Annotated in this window: 13 protein-coding genes and 1 pseudogene; 10 read left to right on the top strand and 4 right to left on the bottom strand. The window is 65.2% G+C overall.

The window, feature by feature from the left end; all coding sequences use genetic code 11:
- Positions 1 to 11 precede the first annotated feature (11 nt).
- From mtnA to AC5P8C_RS02985, 4 genes are all read left to right on the top strand, one after another.
- Positions 12 to 1,076: an S-methyl-5-thioribose-1-phosphate isomerase gene (mtnA, locus tag AC5P8C_RS03000; RefSeq protein ID WP_495218331.1), complete on the top strand. Its 1,065-nt coding sequence runs from the start codon at positions 12 to 14 to the stop codon at positions 1,074 to 1,076.
- A 261-nt stretch (positions 1,077 to 1,337) separates the two neighbouring features.
- On the top strand, positions 1,338 to 4,073 hold the full coding sequence (gene gyrA, locus AC5P8C_RS02995; RefSeq protein ID WP_495218330.1) for a DNA gyrase subunit A: 2,736 nt from the start codon (positions 1,338 to 1,340) through the stop codon (positions 4,071 to 4,073).
- Between the two features lie 326 nt (positions 4,074 to 4,399).
- Positions 4,400 to 6,922, top strand: coding sequence for a membrane-bound PQQ-dependent dehydrogenase, glucose/quinate/shikimate family (locus AC5P8C_RS02990; protein ID WP_495218329.1), 2,523 nt, complete (start codon positions 4,400 to 4,402; stop codon positions 6,920 to 6,922).
- 205 nt (positions 6,923 to 7,127) lie between these two features.
- On the top strand, positions 7,128 to 7,634 hold the full coding sequence (locus tag AC5P8C_RS02985; protein ID WP_495218328.1) for an REP-associated tyrosine transposase: 507 nt from the start codon (positions 7,128 to 7,130) through the stop codon (positions 7,632 to 7,634).
- 124 nt (positions 7,635 to 7,758) lie between these two features.
- Here the strand turns inward: AC5P8C_RS02985 and AC5P8C_RS02980 are convergent, their stop codons facing one another.
- On the bottom strand, positions 7,759 to 8,160 hold the full coding sequence (locus tag AC5P8C_RS02980; RefSeq protein ID WP_019660358.1) for a DUF3037 domain-containing protein: 402 nt from the start codon (positions 8,158 to 8,160) through the stop codon (positions 7,759 to 7,761).
- Entirely contained in the window at positions 8,138 to 8,914 is a 777-nt protein-coding gene (locus AC5P8C_RS02975) for a HipA family kinase (protein WP_329762088.1), read from the bottom strand. Before AC5P8C_RS02975 ends, AC5P8C_RS02980 begins: the two co-directional genes overlap by 23 nt.
- Positions 8,915 to 9,153: 239 nt before the next feature.
- Here AC5P8C_RS02975 and AC5P8C_RS02970 point away from each other — a divergent pair, with 239 nt between their 5' ends.
- Positions 9,154 to 9,483, top strand: a complete 330-nt coding sequence (locus AC5P8C_RS02970) for a hypothetical protein (protein ID WP_021202747.1) — start codon at positions 9,154 to 9,156, stop codon at positions 9,481 to 9,483.
- 122 nt (positions 9,484 to 9,605) lie between these two features.
- On the opposite strand, the gene AC5P8C_RS02965 is transcribed toward AC5P8C_RS02970, so the two are convergent.
- On the bottom strand, positions 9,606 to 10,379 hold the full coding sequence (locus AC5P8C_RS02965; RefSeq protein ID WP_495218327.1) for a DUF6602 domain-containing protein: 774 nt from the start codon (positions 10,377 to 10,379) through the stop codon (positions 9,606 to 9,608).
- 149 nt (positions 10,380 to 10,528) lie between these two features.
- Between AC5P8C_RS02965 and AC5P8C_RS02960 the strand changes: the two genes are divergently transcribed.
- The 3 genes from AC5P8C_RS02960 to AC5P8C_RS02950 all read left to right on the top strand — a co-directional run bounded on the left by AC5P8C_RS02960 (position 10,529) and on the right by AC5P8C_RS02950 (position 15,561).
- Positions 10,529 to 12,991, top strand: a complete 2,463-nt coding sequence (locus tag AC5P8C_RS02960; RefSeq protein ID WP_495218326.1) for a S9 family peptidase — start codon at positions 10,529 to 10,531, stop codon at positions 12,989 to 12,991.
- 180 nt (positions 12,992 to 13,171) lie between these two features.
- A complete protein-coding gene (locus AC5P8C_RS02955) occupies positions 13,172 to 14,989 on the top strand; it encodes a M3 family metallopeptidase (protein WP_495218325.1) in 1,818 nt (605 codons plus the stop codon).
- Between the two features lie 251 nt (positions 14,990 to 15,240).
- On the top strand, positions 15,241 to 15,561 hold the full coding sequence (locus AC5P8C_RS02950; RefSeq protein ID WP_164144613.1) for a hypothetical protein: 321 nt from the start codon (positions 15,241 to 15,243) through the stop codon (positions 15,559 to 15,561).
- Positions 15,562 to 15,574: 13 nt separating this feature from the next.
- Here AC5P8C_RS02950 and AC5P8C_RS02945 read toward each other — a convergent pair whose 3' ends face one another.
- Positions 15,575 to 16,558 (bottom strand): hypothetical protein, encoded by a 984-nt coding sequence (locus AC5P8C_RS02945; protein ID WP_495218324.1) that lies wholly within the window; start codon positions 16,556 to 16,558, stop codon positions 15,575 to 15,577.
- Positions 16,559 to 16,696: 138 nt separating this feature from the next.
- Here AC5P8C_RS02945 and AC5P8C_RS02940 point away from each other — a divergent pair.
- Positions 16,697 to 17,662: pseudogene (locus AC5P8C_RS02940) on the top strand (DUF2268 domain-containing putative Zn-dependent protease).
- Positions 17,663 to 17,709: 47 nt separating this feature from the next.
- A complete protein-coding gene (locus AC5P8C_RS02935; RefSeq protein WP_495218323.1) occupies positions 17,710 to 18,501 on the top strand; it encodes an SGNH/GDSL hydrolase family protein in 792 nt (263 codons plus the stop codon).
- Positions 18,502 to 18,529 lie beyond the last annotated feature (28 nt).

The raw sequence follows: 18,529 nt of genomic DNA, 5'->3' as shown, positions 1-18,529 counted from the left end.
ACAATGGGCCCATGAACACTGCCTCCGACATCGACTACGCCCGTTACGACCACATCCGCCCGATCCTGTGGACCGGCGATGCCTTGCAACTGCTGGACCAGCGCAAGCTGCCGTTCGTGGCCGAGCACGTGGTCTGCCATGACAGTGACGAGGTTGCCAGCGCCATCCACGCGCTGACCGTGCGTGGCGCGCCGGCGATCGGTATTGCCGCCGCGTGGGGCGTGGTGCTGGCGGCACGCGAGGTGCAGGCCGCCGATGGCGCGCATGCGCTGCAGCAGCTGGAGCCAGCCCTGCAGCGCCTCAATGCGTCGCGCCCGACGGCGGTCAACCTGGCCTGGGCGCTGGCGCGCATGCGCCGTTGCCTGAACGCCGCCGGCGGAGACTGGAAGGCGTTGCTGGAGGCGGAAGCGCAGGCGATTGCCGATGAAGACCTGGCCGCCAACCGCCACATGGGGGCGCTGGGTGCTGGCCTGATCGAGGCCGGCAGCGGCGTGCTGACCCATTGCAATACCGGCTCGCTGGCCACCGCAGGCTTCGGCACGGCGCTGGGCGTGATCCGCGCTGGCATGGCCCAGCACCGCATCGCCCGCGTGTTTGCCGGCGAGACCCGGCCCTGGCTGCAGGGCGCCCGCCTGACCGTATGGGAACTGCAGCAGGATGGCATCGACGCTACCCTGATCGCCGATTCGGCTGCCTCGCACCTGATGAAGACCGGCGCCGTGCAGTGGGTGATCGTCGGTGCAGACCGCATCTGCGCCAATGGCGATACCGCCAACAAGATCGGCACCTACCAGCTGGCCATCGCGGCCCGCCATCACGGCGTGAAGTTCATGGTCGTAGCGCCGTCCTCGACGGTGGACATGGACACCGTGGACGGCAGCCAGATCGAGATCGAGCAGCGCGATCCGGGCGAGCTGTACGGCGTGGGCGGTACCCGCACCGTGGCCGAGGGCATCGCCGCCTGGAACCCGGTGTTCGACGTCACCCCGGGCGAGCTGATCGATGCCATCGTGACTGAGCGCGGGGTGATCCTGAACCCGACCGCCGACAACATGCGCGCCGCCTTCGGCGGCTGAGGCGGGCAGGGTCGCGGATGTCTGTAGAGCCGAGCCCACGCTCGGCTCAGCCAGCGAATCCGCCGCAGCCGAGCATGGGCTCGGCTCTACAGGGGCGGTATGGGGCCCTAAGTTCCTGATTTGTGCCGGTAAAATCCCCGTAAAGGGAGGCGGAAAACGGCCTGTTGTGGTAGTATCCACAGGTTGAATCGAGGTTCCGGCACGACCCCCTCCCGCAGAGGGCTGCGCCGGACTGGACCGCTACCAGACAACGGAACCCGAATGGCAGAAACCGCCAAGGAAATCATCCAGGTCAACCTGGAAGACGAGATGCGCAAGAGCTACCTCGATTACGCCATGAGCGTGATCGTGGGCCGCGCGCTCCCGGATGCGCGCGACGGCCTCAAGCCGGTGCATCGCCGCGTGCTGTTCGCGATGAACGAGTTGAACGCGCACAGCAACAAGCCCTACTTCAAGTCGGCACGTATCGTCGGTGACGTCATCGGTAAGTACCACCCGCATGGCGATCAGTCGGTGTACGACACGCTGGTGCGCCTGGCACAGCCGTTCTCGCTGCGCTACATGCTGGTCGATGGCCAGGGTAACTTCGGCTCCATCGACGGCGACTCCGCCGCAGCGATGCGATACACCGAAGCGCGCATGTCGCGCCTCGCGCATGAGCTGATGGCCGACATCGACAAGGAAACCGTCGATTTCCAGCCCAACTACGACGAAAAGGAACTGGAGCCGACGGTCATGCCGACCCGGTTCCCGAACCTGCTGGTCAATGGCTCGGCCGGTATCGCGGTGGGCATGGCGACCAACATCCCGCCGCACAATCTGAGCGAATCGATCAACGCCTGCATCGCGCTGATCGACAACCCGGACATCGATGTCGACGGCCTGATGGAATACATCCCGGGCCCGGATTTCCCGACTGCCGGCATCATCAACGGCACTGCCGGCATCATCAACGGCACTGCCGGCATCGTCGCCGGCTACCGCACCGGCCGTGGCCGCGTGCGCATCCGCGCCAAGGCCGATATCGAAGTGGCCGACAACGGCCGCGAATCGATCATCGTCACCGAAATTCCTTACCAGGTGAACAAGGCGCGTCTGATCGAGAAGATCGCCGAGCTGGTCAAGGAAAAGAAGATCGAAGGCATCAGCGAGCTGCGCGATGAGTCCGACAAGGACGGCATGCGCATCTACATCGAGATCAAGCGCGGCGAATCTGCCGAGGTTGTGCTGAACAACCTGTACCAGCAGACGCAGATGGAATCGGTGTTCGGCATCAACATGGTGGCGCTGGTCGACGGCCGCCCGCAGTTGATGAATCTGAAGCAGATGCTGGAGGCGTTCGTCCGCCACCGTCGCGAAGTGGTCACCCGCCGCACCGTGTTCGAGCTGCGCAAGGCGCGCGCCCGTGCCCATGTGCTGGAAGGCCTGACCGTCGCGCTGGCCAACATCGACGAGATGATCGAACTGATCAAGACCTCGCCGAACCCGAATGAAGCCCGCGAGCGCATGCTGGCACGCGTGTGGGAGCCGGGCCTGGTCGGTGCGATGCTGGGTGCCGCCGGTGCCGAAGCATCGCGTCCTGAAGACCTGCCCAAGGGCGTCGGCCTGGTCGAGGGCGGCTACCAGCTGACCGAGATCCAGGCCACCCAGATCCTGGAAATGCGCCTGCACCGCCTGACCGGGCTCGAGCAGGACCGCCTGACCGACGAGTACAAGCAGCTGCTGGAAGTGATCGCCGGGCTGATCCACATCCTGGAAGATCCCGATCGCCTGCTGCAGGTCATCCGCGAGGAGCTGGTCAACGTCAAGGCCGAGTTCGGCGACGAACGTCGCACCGAAATCCGCCACAGCGAAGAAGACCTGGACATCCTGGACCTGATCGCGCCGGAAGACGTGGTGGTCACCGTGTCCCACGCCGGCTACGTGAAGCGCCAGCCGGTCAGCGTGTACCGCGCGCAGCGCCGCGGCGGCCGTGGTCGCAGTGCGGCGGCGACCAAGGAAGAGGATTTCATCGAACAGCTGTGGCTGGTCAACACGCACGATACGCTGCTGACCTTCACCAGTTCGGGCAAGGTGTTCTGGCTGCCGGTCTACCAGCTGCCGGAAGCGGGTTCCAACGCCCGTGGCCGTCCGATCATCAACTGGATTCCGCTGGAACCGGGCGAACGCGTGCAGGCCGTGCTGCCGGTGCGCGAGTACGCCGATGGCCAGTTCGTGTTCTTTGCCACGAAGAACGGTACGGTCAAGAAGACCCCGCTGGGCGAGTTCGCCTTCCGCCTGGCCCGCGGCAAGATCGCGATCAATCTCGATGAGGGCGATGCCCTGGTCGGCGTCGGCCTGACCGACGGCCAGCGCGACATCCTGCTGTTCGCCTCCAATGGCAAGACCGTGCGCTTCGGCGAGGACAAAGTCCGCTCGATGGGCCGTACCGCAACCGGCGTGCGTGGCATCAAGATGCCGGCCGGCGAGGAAGTGGTCAGCCTGATCGTGGCCGAAAGTGCCGGTGGCATCGAGGACGAGAACGAGGACGACAACGGTGTCGAGGAAGCCACCGCCAATGGCGATGCGGTGATCGATAGTGCCGATGACGCCAGCGTGCAGTACATCCTGACCGCTACCGAGAACGGCTACGGCAAGCGCACCCCGCTGCCGGACTACCCGCGCAAGGGCCGTGGCACCCAGGGCGTGATCGGCATCCAGACCACCGAGCGCAACGGCAAGCTGGTCGCTGCGGTGCTGATGGGCTCGAATGACGAAGTCCTGCTGATCTCCGATGGCGGCACCCTGGTGCGTACGCGTGGCTCGGAAATCAGCCGCGTCGGCCGCAACACCCAGGGCGTCACCCTGATCCGTCTGTCCAAGGATGAGAAGCTGCAGGCGGTGGAGCGCTTGGATGCCTCGATCGATGAGGACGAGGACGAGGTGGCGGTCGCCACCCCCGCCACGACCGACGGCGCACCGGCTGCGGCCAGCAGCGAGGACGCCGCGCAGGAATGACCCTGCCGCTGTGAGAGGTACCCGACGACGCCGGCCCTGTGCCGGCGTCGTCATTTCTGCGGATCTTCCAGTCGTGGTGGATTCTCCGATCGCTGCGGACCCTCCGATCGCTGCGGTAGAGTCGACTGTCAGTCGACTGCTCTGCGCAGGGCGATGAAAAGCCCGCTGCGCGCGATAGTCGACTAACAGTCGACTCTACCCAGCCGACAATCACCCAGTCGGCAACCACCCAGCCGACGATCACCCCGTCAGGTCCACCCAGAAAATACGCGCGCGCTTCACATCGGCGGTGGGATAAGGGCGCATGCTGCCCCCGGAGATCGACGATGTCCGCCACGCCGCAGTCCGCTCCCGCCCGCGCCTCCCGGCATCCCCTTGTCACCGTGCTGTCGCTGCTGCTGGTCGTGCTCGGCCTGGTCATCGGCGGCCTGGGGGCGTGGCTGCTCAGTCTCGGGGGCTCGGCCTACTACGCCATCGCCGGGGCCGGCCTGCTGGCCAGCGGCATCCTGTTGTTCGGCAACCGCCGCAGCGGGGCGCTGCTGTACGCACTGGTGTTCATTGGTACGCTGCTGTGGACCTGGTGGGAGTCAGGCAGCGACTACTGGCGCTGGGTGCCGCGGCTGGGCCTGGTGACCGCGCTCGGCATCGTGCTGGCGCTGCTCGCGCCGACCCTTCGCGAACCGGTTTCAAAGCGCCTGTCGCGCAGCGTGGCGTGCGTGCTGATGCTGGTGTTCGTGGCGGCCTTCGGTCTGGCTTTCGCCCCGCATGGCGAAGTGGATGGGCACTTGCCATTCCCGGAAGGCGCAGCCAGTGCCGGACTGGAACCTACGCGCGATACCACTGGCCTGCAGCCGGCTGGCCAGCCCGCCGAAGGCGACTGGCCGGCCTGGGGGCGCAGCAATGCCGGCACCCGCTACTCGCCGCTGCAGCAGATCACCCCGGCCAACGTGGCCACGTTGCAGCTGGCCTGGCAGTTCCGTACTGGCGACATGCCGAACAAGCGCTGGGGTGCGGAAACCACGCCGCTGAAGGTCGGCGACCGCGTGTACCTGTGCACCGCGCGCAACCGCCTGATCGCACTCGACGCCGCCAGTGGCAAGGAACTGTGGCGGTTCGATCCAAAGGTGAGGGATGCTTCGATTCCGTATACCGCCGCCTGTCGTGGCGTGAGCTATTACGAGCAGCCCAGCACGCCGACCATTGCCGATGCGGCGTTGGCCGATGCCGCTGCGGATCTGGCCCTTCCCGAGCCACCGCCAACGGTCACCCGCAGCGCCGCACCCGGCAGCCGTCCGGCGTGCTGGGCGCGCATCATCGAAGGCACGCTGGACGGGCGCATCATTGCAGTGGACGCGGACAGCGGCCGTCCGTGCGTGAATTTCGGCAACAACGGCCAGGTCGACATCACCCTGGGCATGGGCGAGGTCCCACCGGGCTATGTTTCGATCACCTCGCCACCGGCCATCGTGCGTGGAGTGATCGTCACGGGTCACCAGGTGCTGGATGGGCAGCGCCGCGATGCGCCGTCGGGCGTGATCCAGGCCTACGACGCGGTCAGCGGCAAGCTGCGCTGGGCGTGGGACATGGACCAGCCCGAGCGCAGCGGACTGCCGCCACGCGAGCAGACCTATACGCGTGGCACCCCGAACATGTGGACCACGGCCACCGGTGATGAGGCGCTCGGGCTGGTCTACCTGCCGCTGGGCAATTCAGCCGGCGACTACTGGAGTGGCTCACGCACGGAAAACCAGAACCGCTACTCGACCTCGCTGGTGGCGATCGACGTTAGCACTGGCAAGCCGGCCTGGCATTTCCAGGCCGTGCGCAAGGATGTGTGGGACTACGACCTCGGTTCGCAGGCCAGCCTGATCGACTACCCGACGGCTGCAGGCAAGGGGCCGGCGATCCTGCTGCCGACCAAGCAGGGTGACATCTACATTCTCGACCGCCGCAACGGCCAGCTGCTGACCGCTGCCGAAGAGCGCAAGGTACCGGTGGGTGGCGTCGAGCCCGAGCAGCGTTCACCCACCCAGCTGTTCTCGCTGTACCACACGCTGCGTCGCGAGCATGACCTGACCGAGCGTGACATGTGGGGCATCACCCCGATCGACCAGCTGGTCTGCCGCATCCAGTTCCGCAAGGCGTACTACGAAGGCTTCTACACGCCGCCGAGCAGCGAGCGCCATTCCATCGAATACCCCGGCTACAACGGCGGCTCGGACTGGGGCAGCGTGTCCATCGACACGCGACGCGGCGTGATCGTGGCCAACTACAACGACATGCCCAACTACAACCGGCTGGTGCCACGCGCGGAGGCCGACCGGCTGGGCTGGTTGCCGCGCGAGAAGATCCGCGCCGACAAGGGCGCTGGCGAGGGCGCCGGCGATCCGCAGGTCGGCACGCCGTATGCCATCGACGTCAACGCCGGTTGGCGCCTGCCATTCACCGGCCTGCTGTGCAAGCAGCCGCCCTATGGCGGCATCCGTGCCATCGACCTGCGCACCGGCAAGCTGCTGTGGGACCGCCCGTTCGGCAGTGCGCGCGGCAATGGTCCGTTCGGCATCCGTTCCGGCCTGCCGATCGAGATCGGCACGCCGAACAACGGTGGTTCGGTAGTGACCGCCAGCGGCCTGATCTTCATCGCCGCCGCCACCGATGACCTGCTGCGCGCCATCGACCTGAAGACCGGCAAGGAGCTTTGGCATGCCAAGCTGCCTGCCGGCGGCCAGGCCAACCCGATGGTGTACGAGCAGGGTGGGCGCCAGTACGTGGTGATCATGGCCGGGGGCCACCATTTCATGGAAACCCCGAACGGCGATTACGTGATGGCGTTTGCGCTGCCCAGGTAGGGCCGACAGGTATGACCGGCTGGGTAGAGCCGACCGGGTAGCGTCGACTGTTGGTCGACTGCTCTTCTCTCCCACGCTGGAAAGCCCGCGCTTCGCGCGATAGTCGACTAACAGTCGACTCTACCCAGTCGACTCCACATACCCTGATGCTGTATCGAGAGGATCCCTGATTCTGGCATTGGCAGAGAACCGATGCCGGAAATCCATGCGGGCGGGCATTCTCGAACTCATGCCAAGTCCCCAATTGCTTGCCGGCCGGCGATCCATCGCGGGCAACGTCTACACCATCACCATGGTGTGCCGGAACCGCCATCGCGTCTTCGATTGTCCTGCCAATGCCGACCTTGCCATGCAGCTCCTCGGATCGATGGATCGGGAAGGCCTGACTGCATCACTTGCCTGGATCATCATGCCGGATCACCGTCACTGGCTGGCTCAACTTCGTGGTCAATCGCTGGGCTACTGCGTGCAGCGTTTCAAGGCACGCAGCAGCTTTCTAATAAACCGACGGCGAGGGAGCCGGGGGGCAATCTGGCAGGCGGGTTATTGCGATCATGCGATCCGCAGTGACGCGTCGCTGCACAGGCACGCTTGCTACATTCTGGCAAATCCCGTTCAAGCCGGTCTTGCCGCGCAGATCAGTGACGATCCGTATGGATGGTGCCGCTGGCCGTTGAGCGAGCTTGAGTCGACAGGCGAACGCGCACGGTGATGGGACCGGCCCGGTGGCGTCTACCGGGTAGAGTCGACTGTTAGTCGACTGCCATTCTAACCACAGCCAAAGAGCCCACGCTGCGCGCGTTAGTCGACTAACAGTCGACTCTACCCGATCGACGTTACTCGGATGGTGCCGGTACCCGCACCATCTTCGTCATCAAGTGTTCCACCACGCCCGCCGGGTCCGCCGTGCGGCCCACATGCGTGCTCGACATCTGCACAACCGAACTGCGCTTGGCGGTAAGGAAATGGAAGCGCGCACGCGCGGGCAGCTGTGCGATCGGCCCGGCGCTGGCGTCGCCGCGACAGATCGCCACGATCGCATCCAGCCACGGCTGCAGCGCCTCCTGGTCCAGCGCCGGCGCGAAGGCGCGCAGGCGCGCAGGATCGATCTCGATGGCCGCCTCCAGATGACGCGCACCAGGACAGGAGACGATCACCCCGACGTTGATGAACTCCTCGCGTTCCACCCGCGGTACCACGCGGATGACCGCATAGTCATACGTGTGCAGCGTGGGCACGGATGGCCTCCTGCACGAACACCGCACGCACCTTCAGGCGGTGCTTGAGGTAGTTGATATAGCCCTGCCGGTAGGCCTGCGGGCTGTCGAACGCCGGTTCGTCCACCAGCCAGCTGTCCGGCACCAGGCCGACGATGCGCTCGATCTCGGCATCGGTCAGGCGCGCGGCCAGTTCGGCATCCACCTCGGCGATGCGGCTGGCGAACGACAGCAGCACGTGGTCGCGGATCAGCACGAACGGCTTTTCGCAGGCATCGCCGGCGTTGGCCCAGTCGTGATGGAAGTACATGGCCGCACCGTGATCGATCAGGTACAGCTTTCGATGCCACACCATCAGGTTGGGATTGCGCGTGGTGCGATCGACGTTGCTGGTGAACGCATCGAACCAGACGATGCGCGAGGCGAGGTCTGGATCCACCGGCATTGCCGCCGGATCGTAATTGATCGCGCCGGGCAAATAGTCCAGGCCCAGATTCAGGCCCTCGCTGGCGCGGATCAGCTCCTGGATCTCCGGGTCGGGCTCAGTGCGGGCGAACTCGCGGTCCAGCTCGACGAACAGGATTTCCGGAATCGGCAGGCCCAGCGTGCGTGCCATCTCGCCGGCGATCAGCTCGGCGATCAACGCTTTCGGGCCCTGGCCGGCGCCACGAAACTTCAGCACGGCCATGCCGTCGTCGTCGGTCTCGACCACGGCCGGCAGGGAGCCACCTTCCCGCAAGGGCGTGATGTAGCGGAGGGCATGTACGGTGCGCATGCGTGCATTCTAGCGTGGGTGCAGGTGCAACCCTCTGATCGGCGGGGACCGATTTCGGCCTTCACCTGTCCCTTCTGCCTGCGATGGCAGCATCGTGCTCCAGGAACCCTTGGGTTCATGGGCGTACTGGCACTCTCGATGCAGAGGCTCCAGGCTGGGTACCTGCTCGGCTGCCAGCGACGCGCACTGCGAAGCGGAAACCTCATCCACGATGTCCTGCAGGCTACGGAGGTGCACCGATGAGCGACGAATTCACTCCCATTCTGCCGGCCTTGGACGATGCCAAGGCGGAAGAAATGATCGGCAAGGTCGTACTGGTCGGGGTCACCCGCTATGGTGGCGACGGCCAGGTGAAGGGGCTGGAGCAGTACGCCGGCACGGTGTTGCGCATCAGCGCCGACGAGGGCGTGGTGCTTGCCGACGAGAATGATGGCCACGAGCGCTACCTGCCGCCGATGCTGGACCAGTACCAGCCAGCCGAGCCTGGGGAGTACCGCATGCGCACCAGTGGCATGATCGTGGTCGACCCCGACTATCTGGCCACCTGGGACCTGCACGCGCAGCAGTGATGACAGACCACGCCTGGCAGAGGCCGGCCGCTCTTAGCGGCGGCAGCTGCCAGTGCGACACTTTGCCAAGTTATCCTGCTAATGATTTCGGCCCATTCAGGATAGTCATTACGCGGCTGGTCTTAAGGGTCTCGCTCCTCCACAGAGGAGTCCAATAGGTACTGCTCCCACTTCACATCTCGAACTGAGTATGAAGATGTAACGACCGTCATGGCTGACAGGAATCTAGCGAGACCCTCACCGGGATCATCAAATATTAGATAGTCATCGCCAAGAGTTCTTTCTGAAAAGATGCCTTCATTCCGAAGAAGCATACCCTTGGTTAGGTCTAGATAGATGTCCGGCTTCTTCGCATCAGGAAAACTGGTGAGAGCATTTGATATGTCGTGAAGACTCGATCCACCGTAGCCTACGACGCAGTGCAGGATTCGATGCATGGGCCAGTCCAGTACACCCAACTTCGTGCCCCCGAAGCTTGTCGGCTCCAAGCACTTGACGCTTGCGATGTTCTCTGAGATTCCAAGTAGAACGGACGTGGTTACACTTGTTTTCACTTCGATCGTCGCAACGACTCCCTCGTGAAAAATTAGGTCGTGGCCGCTGTTGAAGCGAAGCCTCGGCATGGACTTCAGCATCAGAACGATATCTTGCTGGCGTGACCGTCTTCCTTGCGAGTCAATGATGACGCCGCTCACAGCACTGGTCATTTCAGGGATGTGTGATTCGAGAAAGTCATGAATCAGTCTTTCGCGAACGGTTCCCGCAGTGGCAGAGTGCCCGATCACTTTGCTCATCTCGTATTGAGAGACTAGTGATTTGAGGGCGCTTCGGCAGTATTGAAGATAGGGGGGGGCTTTGGAGGTTCCCATGTCAAGCGCCGGATGGAGGGAGTTCATGATAGTTGAGCGCCAAGTGATGGCGTGGCGGCCTCCACTTTGCCCCATCCGGCCACTAGCCCTTCCGGCCCATTCACGACAACCCCTGCGGTGCTAGATTCGGGTCCATGCCCGATTCCGGGTACCCATTCACACTCCAGGGGATAAGGATGCTGATCCGTCGAATCTCTCTGGCGGCGGCCGTTGCCGTCGCCACCGCCGGCCTGCTGGCCGCTGGCCCGGCGCTTGCCGACTACGCCAAGCCACCGGAACACCTGCTCAAGGTGCTGAAGGCGCCGCCGCCGCCAGCGCCGAACGTGGCCCCGGGGGGGCAGCGCCTGCTGCTGACCACTGCGCAGACCTACCCTTCGATCAGCCGTGTCGCCCAGCCGTACCTGAAGCTGGCCGGCGTGCGCTTGGAGCCGAAGAACCGCAGCCGCCATGACACCCCCGGTGGCTACGGCATTCCGGCCTGCGTGGCCGACTTCACCCTGGTCGATATCGGCAGCGGCAAGGAGACCAAGGTCAACCTGCCGCAGGGCTGCGCCACCGGCGCGCTGTGGTCGGCCGATGGCAGCCACTTCGCCTTCCAGAATGCGGTCGATACCAGCGTGCAGCTGTGGGTGGGCGATGCGGCCACCGGCCAGGTGAAGCAGGTGCCGAACGTGCAGCTGAACCCGATCTTCGGCTACACCGTGCAGTGGCTGGGCGGCAGCCAGAATCTGCTGGTGAAGCTGGTGCCGGCCAATCAGGGCCCGGCGCCGTCCAATGGCGGCGTGCCGACCGGTCCGGACGCGCAGGAGTCGCTGGGCAGCAGCGGCGAAAGCAGCACCTACGAAGCCCGCGACACGCTGACCAGCGTCCATGACGAGAAGCTGTTCGCCTATTACGGTACTTCGCAGCTGGCCGTGGTCGATACCGTCGCCAACCGCGTGCGCCCGGTCGGGCAACCGGCGCTGTTCAATGAAGTCAGCGCCGCGCCCGATGGCGTGCACGTGCTGACCGAATCGATCAAGGCACCGTATTCGCATGCGGTGACCTACCAGCGCTTCGCCAACGACGTGGCCGTGCTGGACATCGCCAGCGGCAAGTCCACGCCGATCGCCAGCCTGCCGCTGGCCGACCGCGTGCCGGTGCACGGCGTACCGGAAGGCCCGCGCGGTTTCGACTGGCGTGCCACCGATCCGGCCACCCTGGTCTATGCCGAAGCGCTGGACAAGGGCGACTGGAAGGTCAACGTGCCGCATCGCGATCGCGTGCTGATGCTGAAGGCGCCGTTCAACGGCAAGCCGACCGAAATCACCCGCACTACGCAGCGCTTTGAAGGTTTTGCGTGGTCCGCCGATCCGTCCGTGGCGTTCCAGTTCGAGAACGACGAGAACCGCCACTGGATGCAGACCCGCATCGTCGATGTGGACCAGCCGAAGAAGGAAGGCCGCCTGCTGTGGGACATGTCCAGCGATGAGCTGTACGGCAACCCCGGCAACCTGGTCTTCACCCGCCTGTCGAATGGCGCGCAGGTCGTGCGCCGTGAGGGCAACCATGTGTTCCTCAGCGGCCGTGGCGCGTCGCCGCAGGGCGACCGTCCGTTCCTGGACCGCCTGGACCTGGGCACGCTGAAGAGCGAGCGCCTGTTCCGCAGCAGTGCCGATGCCTACGAACAGTTCCTCGGTTTCAGCAACACGCCGGGGCGCTACCTGACCTGGCACCAGTCGGTGATCGATCCGCCGAATGCCTTCATCCGCCAGCAGGGTGAGGCGGTGGCCGACGCGAAGGCCGGCGAGGCGCAGTTCGCGTCCACCACGACCGCGCTGACCAGGCTGGTCGACCCGACCCCGGAAGTGCGCCAGATCAAGAAGCAGCTGGTGACCTACAAGCGCGCCGACGGCGTGGACCTGTCGTTCACCCTGTACACGCCGCCGGGCTACAAGGAGGGCCAGCGCGTGCCGGCGATCCTGTATGCGTACCCGGCCGACTTCGCCAACGCCGCGCAGGCCGGCCAGGTGTCCGGTTCGCAGCAGACCTTCACCCGCCTGCAGCCGTACCGCCTGATGCTGCTGGCCGGCTACGCGATCATCGACAACGCTTCGTTCCCGATCGTGGGTGACCCGAAGAACGCCTACGACACCTACCTGGAGCAGCTGGAAGCCGACGCCAAGGCGGCGGTGGACAAGGCCGTGGACATGGGCGTGGTCGATCGCAACCGCATCGGCGTGACCGGTCACAGCCATGGCGGCCTGATGACCGCCAACCTGATTGCGCACACCAAGCTGTTCAAGGCCGGTGTGGCGACCAGCGGTTCGTACAACAAGACCTTCACCCCGTTCGGCTTCCAGAACGAACGCCGCTCGGTCTGGCAGGCGCAGGACGTGTACCTGAAGGCCTCGCCGTTCTTCTATGCCGACAAGATCAAGCTGCCGCTGCTGCTGGTCCACGGCGAGGACGACGCCAACCCGGGCACCGAGCCGTTCCAGTCGCGCAAGCTCTACCAGGCGATCCGCGGCAACGGCGGCACCACCCGCCTGGTGATGCTGCCGAACGAACCGCACTGGTACACCGCATTGGAATCGAACGAGCAGCTGGTGGCGGAAATGCTGAACTGGTTCGACACCTACGTGAAGAATGCCAAGTAAGGGAACAGAAAGGCCACCTCCGGGTGGCCTTTCTGTCTCGGGATGTGAGTGGGCAGACGGCCTGGATCCGGATGCGCAATCGGGAATCGGGAAGCCACCTGCCATGCGGCATGCGGGGCCACCCGGGCTGCTAAGCTGGGAATGGAAACGGACCAGGAGACATCGATGCATCGCAATGGAATGCGCGCCATCACTTTTGTCATCGCGACGCTGTTGGCCGGGATGACACACGGAGTCGAAGCGCAGGCTCTGCGGGCAGATGACCGCAGCTACTTTGGCAGCGCCTCCCTTGAACGTGAGGCATGGCAGAACCTCGAGCGCAGCACCGATGCCCTCAAGGCCCTTCAGGCGCCGCCAGACGTGCGGTTCCAGCAGGCCGAGCAGCTGTATGGCGAGTGCCTCCGGCACCATGGCTACCTGCATCTTCAGGCAGCGCGCAATGCTGATGATGCCCGGCTGGCCAACACCCAGGGCGAAGTGGCCGGCACATGTGGACGCATCGCGGCGATTGCCAAGCAGGCATTACGTGATGCGCCCGCGCAGGCTGCCTGGATCGAGCCGCATGCCGACCTGCGTGAACGGGCGTTGCGGGAGGGGGTGCAGCCGGCCAATGCAGCGCTGGTGGATGCGGTCGACACGTTGGCCGACCCGGCGCTGGACAGCTTCGGGCGACTGCACCGGCAGCTGCTGCAATCGGCGCCCTTTGCGCGCTTCGAACATGAAGGCGGCACGTTTGACAGCCGCACCGATGCGCGAGCCCTTTCCCGCCTGCCGGACCGTTCACTGCGCGAAGCGGCATGGCGTGCTTACTGGCAGGGAATGGCGTCGCGGCGCAGCGAAATGGCAACGGTGCTGCTGGGCCTGGTCCGCCTCAACGAGCAAGCGTCGGAACTGCAGGGCGATGGAACTGCGCCTGACCGCAGCTACCGGCACATGGGCCTGGATCAGGCCGCCGTCGACGCGACACTGGCGGCGGTAGCGCGCCACGCGCCGCTGCGACGCAACTACCAACAGATGCAGTTGACCCATCTTGAGCGCATGGGCCAAGCCTCCCCAAGGATCTGGGACATGGGCCTGCCTGATGCGGGCTATATCCCTCCGCCGCTTGACCTGGCGCAATTGCGTGATGCGGCAGCGGCATCGATGCAGGTGCTGGGGCCGGACTACGTGACAGGGCTGCGCGGGCTGCTCGATCCTGCGGGCGGACACATGGATCTGGGTGGATCGGCAGGGCGGCGCGCGATGGATGCGTTTTCGATCAGCGCCCCTGGCGCGCCTTCGCTGCTGTTCGTTGGTCATCGACAGGGCGATCTGGAGGGGGATGTCCAGATCGCTCACGAAGCCGGCCATGCCATGCATGGGCAGTGGATGCAGCGCGGTGGCGCATCCTCGTTCCAGCGCAACGGCAACAAGTGGTTGACCGAGGCCTTCGCCATCTACAACGAACTGAAGTTCCGCGATCAGCTCTATCGGCAGGCCAGCGATCCACGTGCCAAAGCGTATTACCTGAAGTCGTTGCTCGATGACATCATCCTGCAGCTGTTCGTATCGTCTGAAGAGGCCGATCTGGAACAGTCCATCTATCAGCAAGTGGCCGCCGATGAGGTTGGCAACGCAGACGCGCTTGATGCGATGACGGTGAAGGTACTGGGCCGGTATGGGGGCGCATCGGAGCAGTATCCCGAGCTGCGCAGCACCTGGGTATCCAAGCGGCTGATGTATGAGGATCCGCTTTACCTGGCCAATTACCTGTATGCCGGATTGATTGCGGTGCAGCTCTTCGCACAGGACCAGCAGGATCCGGAGGGATTCAGGGAGCGCTACCTGGCCGTCCTGGGCGAAGGGTTTGATCGCCCGCCGCAGCAGCAGGTCGAGCAGTTGCTGAATGCGAAGCCCGACTGGCCACGCCTGGTCGAGCAGGATCTGGGCATCTTCCAGCAGTACCTGGCGCAGCTGCAGGTACTGCACGCGGAAATCGAGCGCCAGCGCGGTCGCTGAACAGGCGACAGCCTGCTGCTGACCGGCACCCGGGTGATATACGCGGTACGCAGCGAGCCGGACGCGCTTTCCGCGGTCCTCGACTCGGCCAGCAATGCGCCGGCCGCGCGCGAAGCGAACCGGATGCGGCCCCGGGGTGACCTCGTGTCATTGGCCGTTGCGATTGCGTAACCGTATGTGATGCGGGTGCAATGGCGTGCGGAAGCTGCGATACGCTGCAGGCCTGTTGCTGTCTGCCAGGGGTTTCACGAATGAAGTCCAAACGTATCGCCGCAGTGTTGGCGCTGGTGATGACGCCGATCCTGCATGCGCAATCACTCCCCTCCGAACTGGCGCAGCTGGGCATTCTTGCCGGCATGCCTTATGCCAAGGCCAAGCGCCTGATGGATGCGGCAGGGTGGCAGGCGAGTCCGGTCCAGGGCGCGCCTGAGTCACTCGAGGGCTTTCCGGAAGTTGGATGCCAGAAGGGCGCCAAGCAATGCGCAACAACCTTCGAAAAGGGCGGGCAGCAGGTCGCGATGCGGCTGGGCACTACCCTGGCAGGGCAGCCGTTCGTACAGGGCGCTGATTGAGCGCCTGCTGCGCTCACGCCAGCGGCAGACGGTCCTGCGCGTGCGACAGGCGGTCGTGCAGCGCACGCACGTGCTCGGCCTTGGCATGGATGCGCGCGGTATCACCGAAACTGCGCAGGTAGGTGCACGCGGCAAAGCCAGCGCTCTTCTTTTCGTATTCGGCAATCCAGGCCAGACGGTCCGGGTTGTTGGCCTGTTCGGCTGACCACGCGGCCACCGGTGGGCGGATGCGGTATTTCAGGCCGACGCGCCAGGGCTTCGGTGTCAGTCGCGCACGGAAGCAATGCTGCAGCCGGCACATGCGCGCGTACAGGGCGTCGGTACCCAGCGCCTTGAAGAAGGCCTGCAGTTGCTCGTCCTCGGGCGAGAAGGTGGCATGCATGACCAGCACGCGTAGTCCGGCTGGCGTGCGGTAGGCGCGCAGATGCCAGTCCCGATGCTGTTCGCTGAAGGCCGCGACCCGCTGCAGCGCCACACCTTCGGCGCCACCGGCGGCGGCCAGCCGCCGCCTGCGCTGCATCAGCATCGCGGCATTCACCAGCACTACGGCCGCCACGCCCAATACCAGTCCCACCAGCCAGTGCCACAGCAGGGTGCCGACGATGGCGCCAGCAAACAGCAGCGCTGCGGCGATGACAGCGGGCATCACGCAACCCGCCGGTGGCTGCGCATGGTCGATATCGGCGAACAGCACGTCAGGGGTATTGAGGCAGAGCGCACCGTAGCTGTTGCGGGTGATGATGACGTCGCCGTCGCGCTGCACGATCTGCTCGCGGATCGGAACGCCCTCCACGCCGTAGTTGCTGCGCACTTCGCGACGCGGCAGCACCTGCCCGGCAAGGATGGCGTTGAGTGCCTCATTGGCACGGCGTTCGGCGTGGACCTGGGCTTCGGCAGGCCCTTCGTCGGACCAGCCAAAGCGGCGCACGACCACCGGCCGGCCACGGAAACGGGCCTGCAGGCGGGCTTCGGCCCAGTACGCGGGAACGATCATCATCGTGCGGTGCTCCATCTTCCATGGCAGGTGCCACAATGAGTCTGGCACAGCCCCAAAGGGCCTGCATGTGCCCGCTGCGGCGAACCCGGCGCAGTGATAGATTGCGCGCTTCGCATGCACTCCACCAAGGACGGAGCGATGTCCGGTTTCCTGCGCTGCCTGCTTGCCCTGGCCGGTGCCGGGGCGTTCGGCGTGGCGTCGGCGGCTGCGCCGCCGGGCCCGCAGATACTCACCCACGATGCCAGCCGCTTCTACGCGCTTTACGATGCTACGGGAGGCAAGCCCAGCGTCGCCCAGCTGGCCGGCTACCTCGCCGAAGGCAGTACGGGCCTGGGTGAACTGGCGAAGGCGCGCCGGGTCACCCCCGAGCGCATTGCCGAGTCCATCGCCAACCAGCCGGAACTGTAAGCGCAGGGACGAAGCTGCCTGGCCGAACTGCCGGCGGTGAAAAAACGCCTGACGCAGGTGTTTTCCAACCTGCAGGCCGTCTACCCGCAGGCCGCGTTTTCGCCGGTGACCATCGCGGTGGGCCGTGGCCGTCCGGTCGGGCTGACCTCGAAAAGCGGGGTGATCATCGGCCTGGAAGCGCTGTGCGCACCCGATTTCATGAATCCCAATGTGCAGGACCGCTTCGTCCACGTGATCGCGCACGAGTACGTGCATATCCAGCAGACCGGCCTGACCGACTTCGAGCCGGGCGATCCGCATGCCACGGTGCTGCGCGTGTCGTTGGGCGAAGGCATCGCCGAGTTCATCGCCGAACTGATTTCCGGCAACGTCGGCAACGGGCGCCACGCGGCCTGGACCCGTGGCCGGGAAGTGCATATCGAAAGCGCCTTCGCGCTGGATCTGGACAGCACCGATCTGTCGCAGTGGCTGTACAACTACAAGCCGGGCTCGCAGGAGCCCTATGACCTGGGCTACTGGGTGGGCTACCGCATCGCCAAAGCCTACTACCTGCAGGCCAAGGACAAGCGTGACGCGGTGCGCGCGCTGATCCAGCAGGACAACCCCAAGGCGATCCTGGCTGCCAGTGGCTGGACGCCCGGCATGTGGATGCCGGCCAAGGTGACCGGCGTGGCAGCGCGCGCGGCAGCACGCTGATTGCAGGCCGGGGCGCTAGACTGCCACCGTGAACCGGGAGAGTCTCCATGCGTATTCCTGTAGTGCTTGCCGGAACGTTGGCCATCGCCTTCAGCATTGGCTTGACCGTTCCGACCGCGGCTGCTGAAACGGGCGCGGTCAATCCGATGCTGCTCAAGCCCGTAGAGCAGCTGCGCCCTGATGAGATTCGTTTCATGCAGCAGCGCCTGGCGGATTGGCCGCAGCTGCAGCACTATCGTGATGCCAACGCGCGACTGCCCGCGGCGGCGCCGGGCCAGCCACGCGTGGTCTTCTTCGGCGACTCCATCACCGAAGGCTGGGGCAGGGAAGGCAGCGCGGCTTTCTTCCCCGGCAAGGGCTGGCTCAACCGCGGCATCAGCGGCCAGACCACGGCGCAGATGCTGGTGCGCTTCCCGCAGGACGTGCTGGCACTGAAGCCGCAGGTGGTGGTGATCCTGGCCGGCACCAACGACATTGCCGGCAACACCGGCCCGTCCACGCAGGCGATGATCGAAGACAACCTGCACGCGATGGTGGACCTGGCCCGCGCACATGGCATCGCCGTGGTGCTGGCATCGGTGCTGCCGGTGAGCGAGTACCCGTGGATGCCGGGCATCACGCCTGCGCCGAAGGTGCGCGCATTGAATACGGCGTTGAAGCGCTATGCCGAGGCGAAGCAGCTGGTCTATCTGGACTACTACACGCCGATGGCCAATGCGGCTGGTGGCCTCGATCCGCAGCTGGCCGAGGACGGCGTGCATCCCACCGCGAAGGGCTATGCGGTGATGGCGCCGTTGGCCGAAGCAGCGGTCAAACACGCGCTGGAGCATGGAAACTGATCACCAGCGGATCGGCTATGCCGACCTG

This window comes from Stenotrophomonas sp. YJH_SMC_46 (assembly GCF_059370315.1).
Note: the sequence above shows the minus strand (reverse complement) of the source record. Positions and strands in the feature narration are given on the sequence as shown.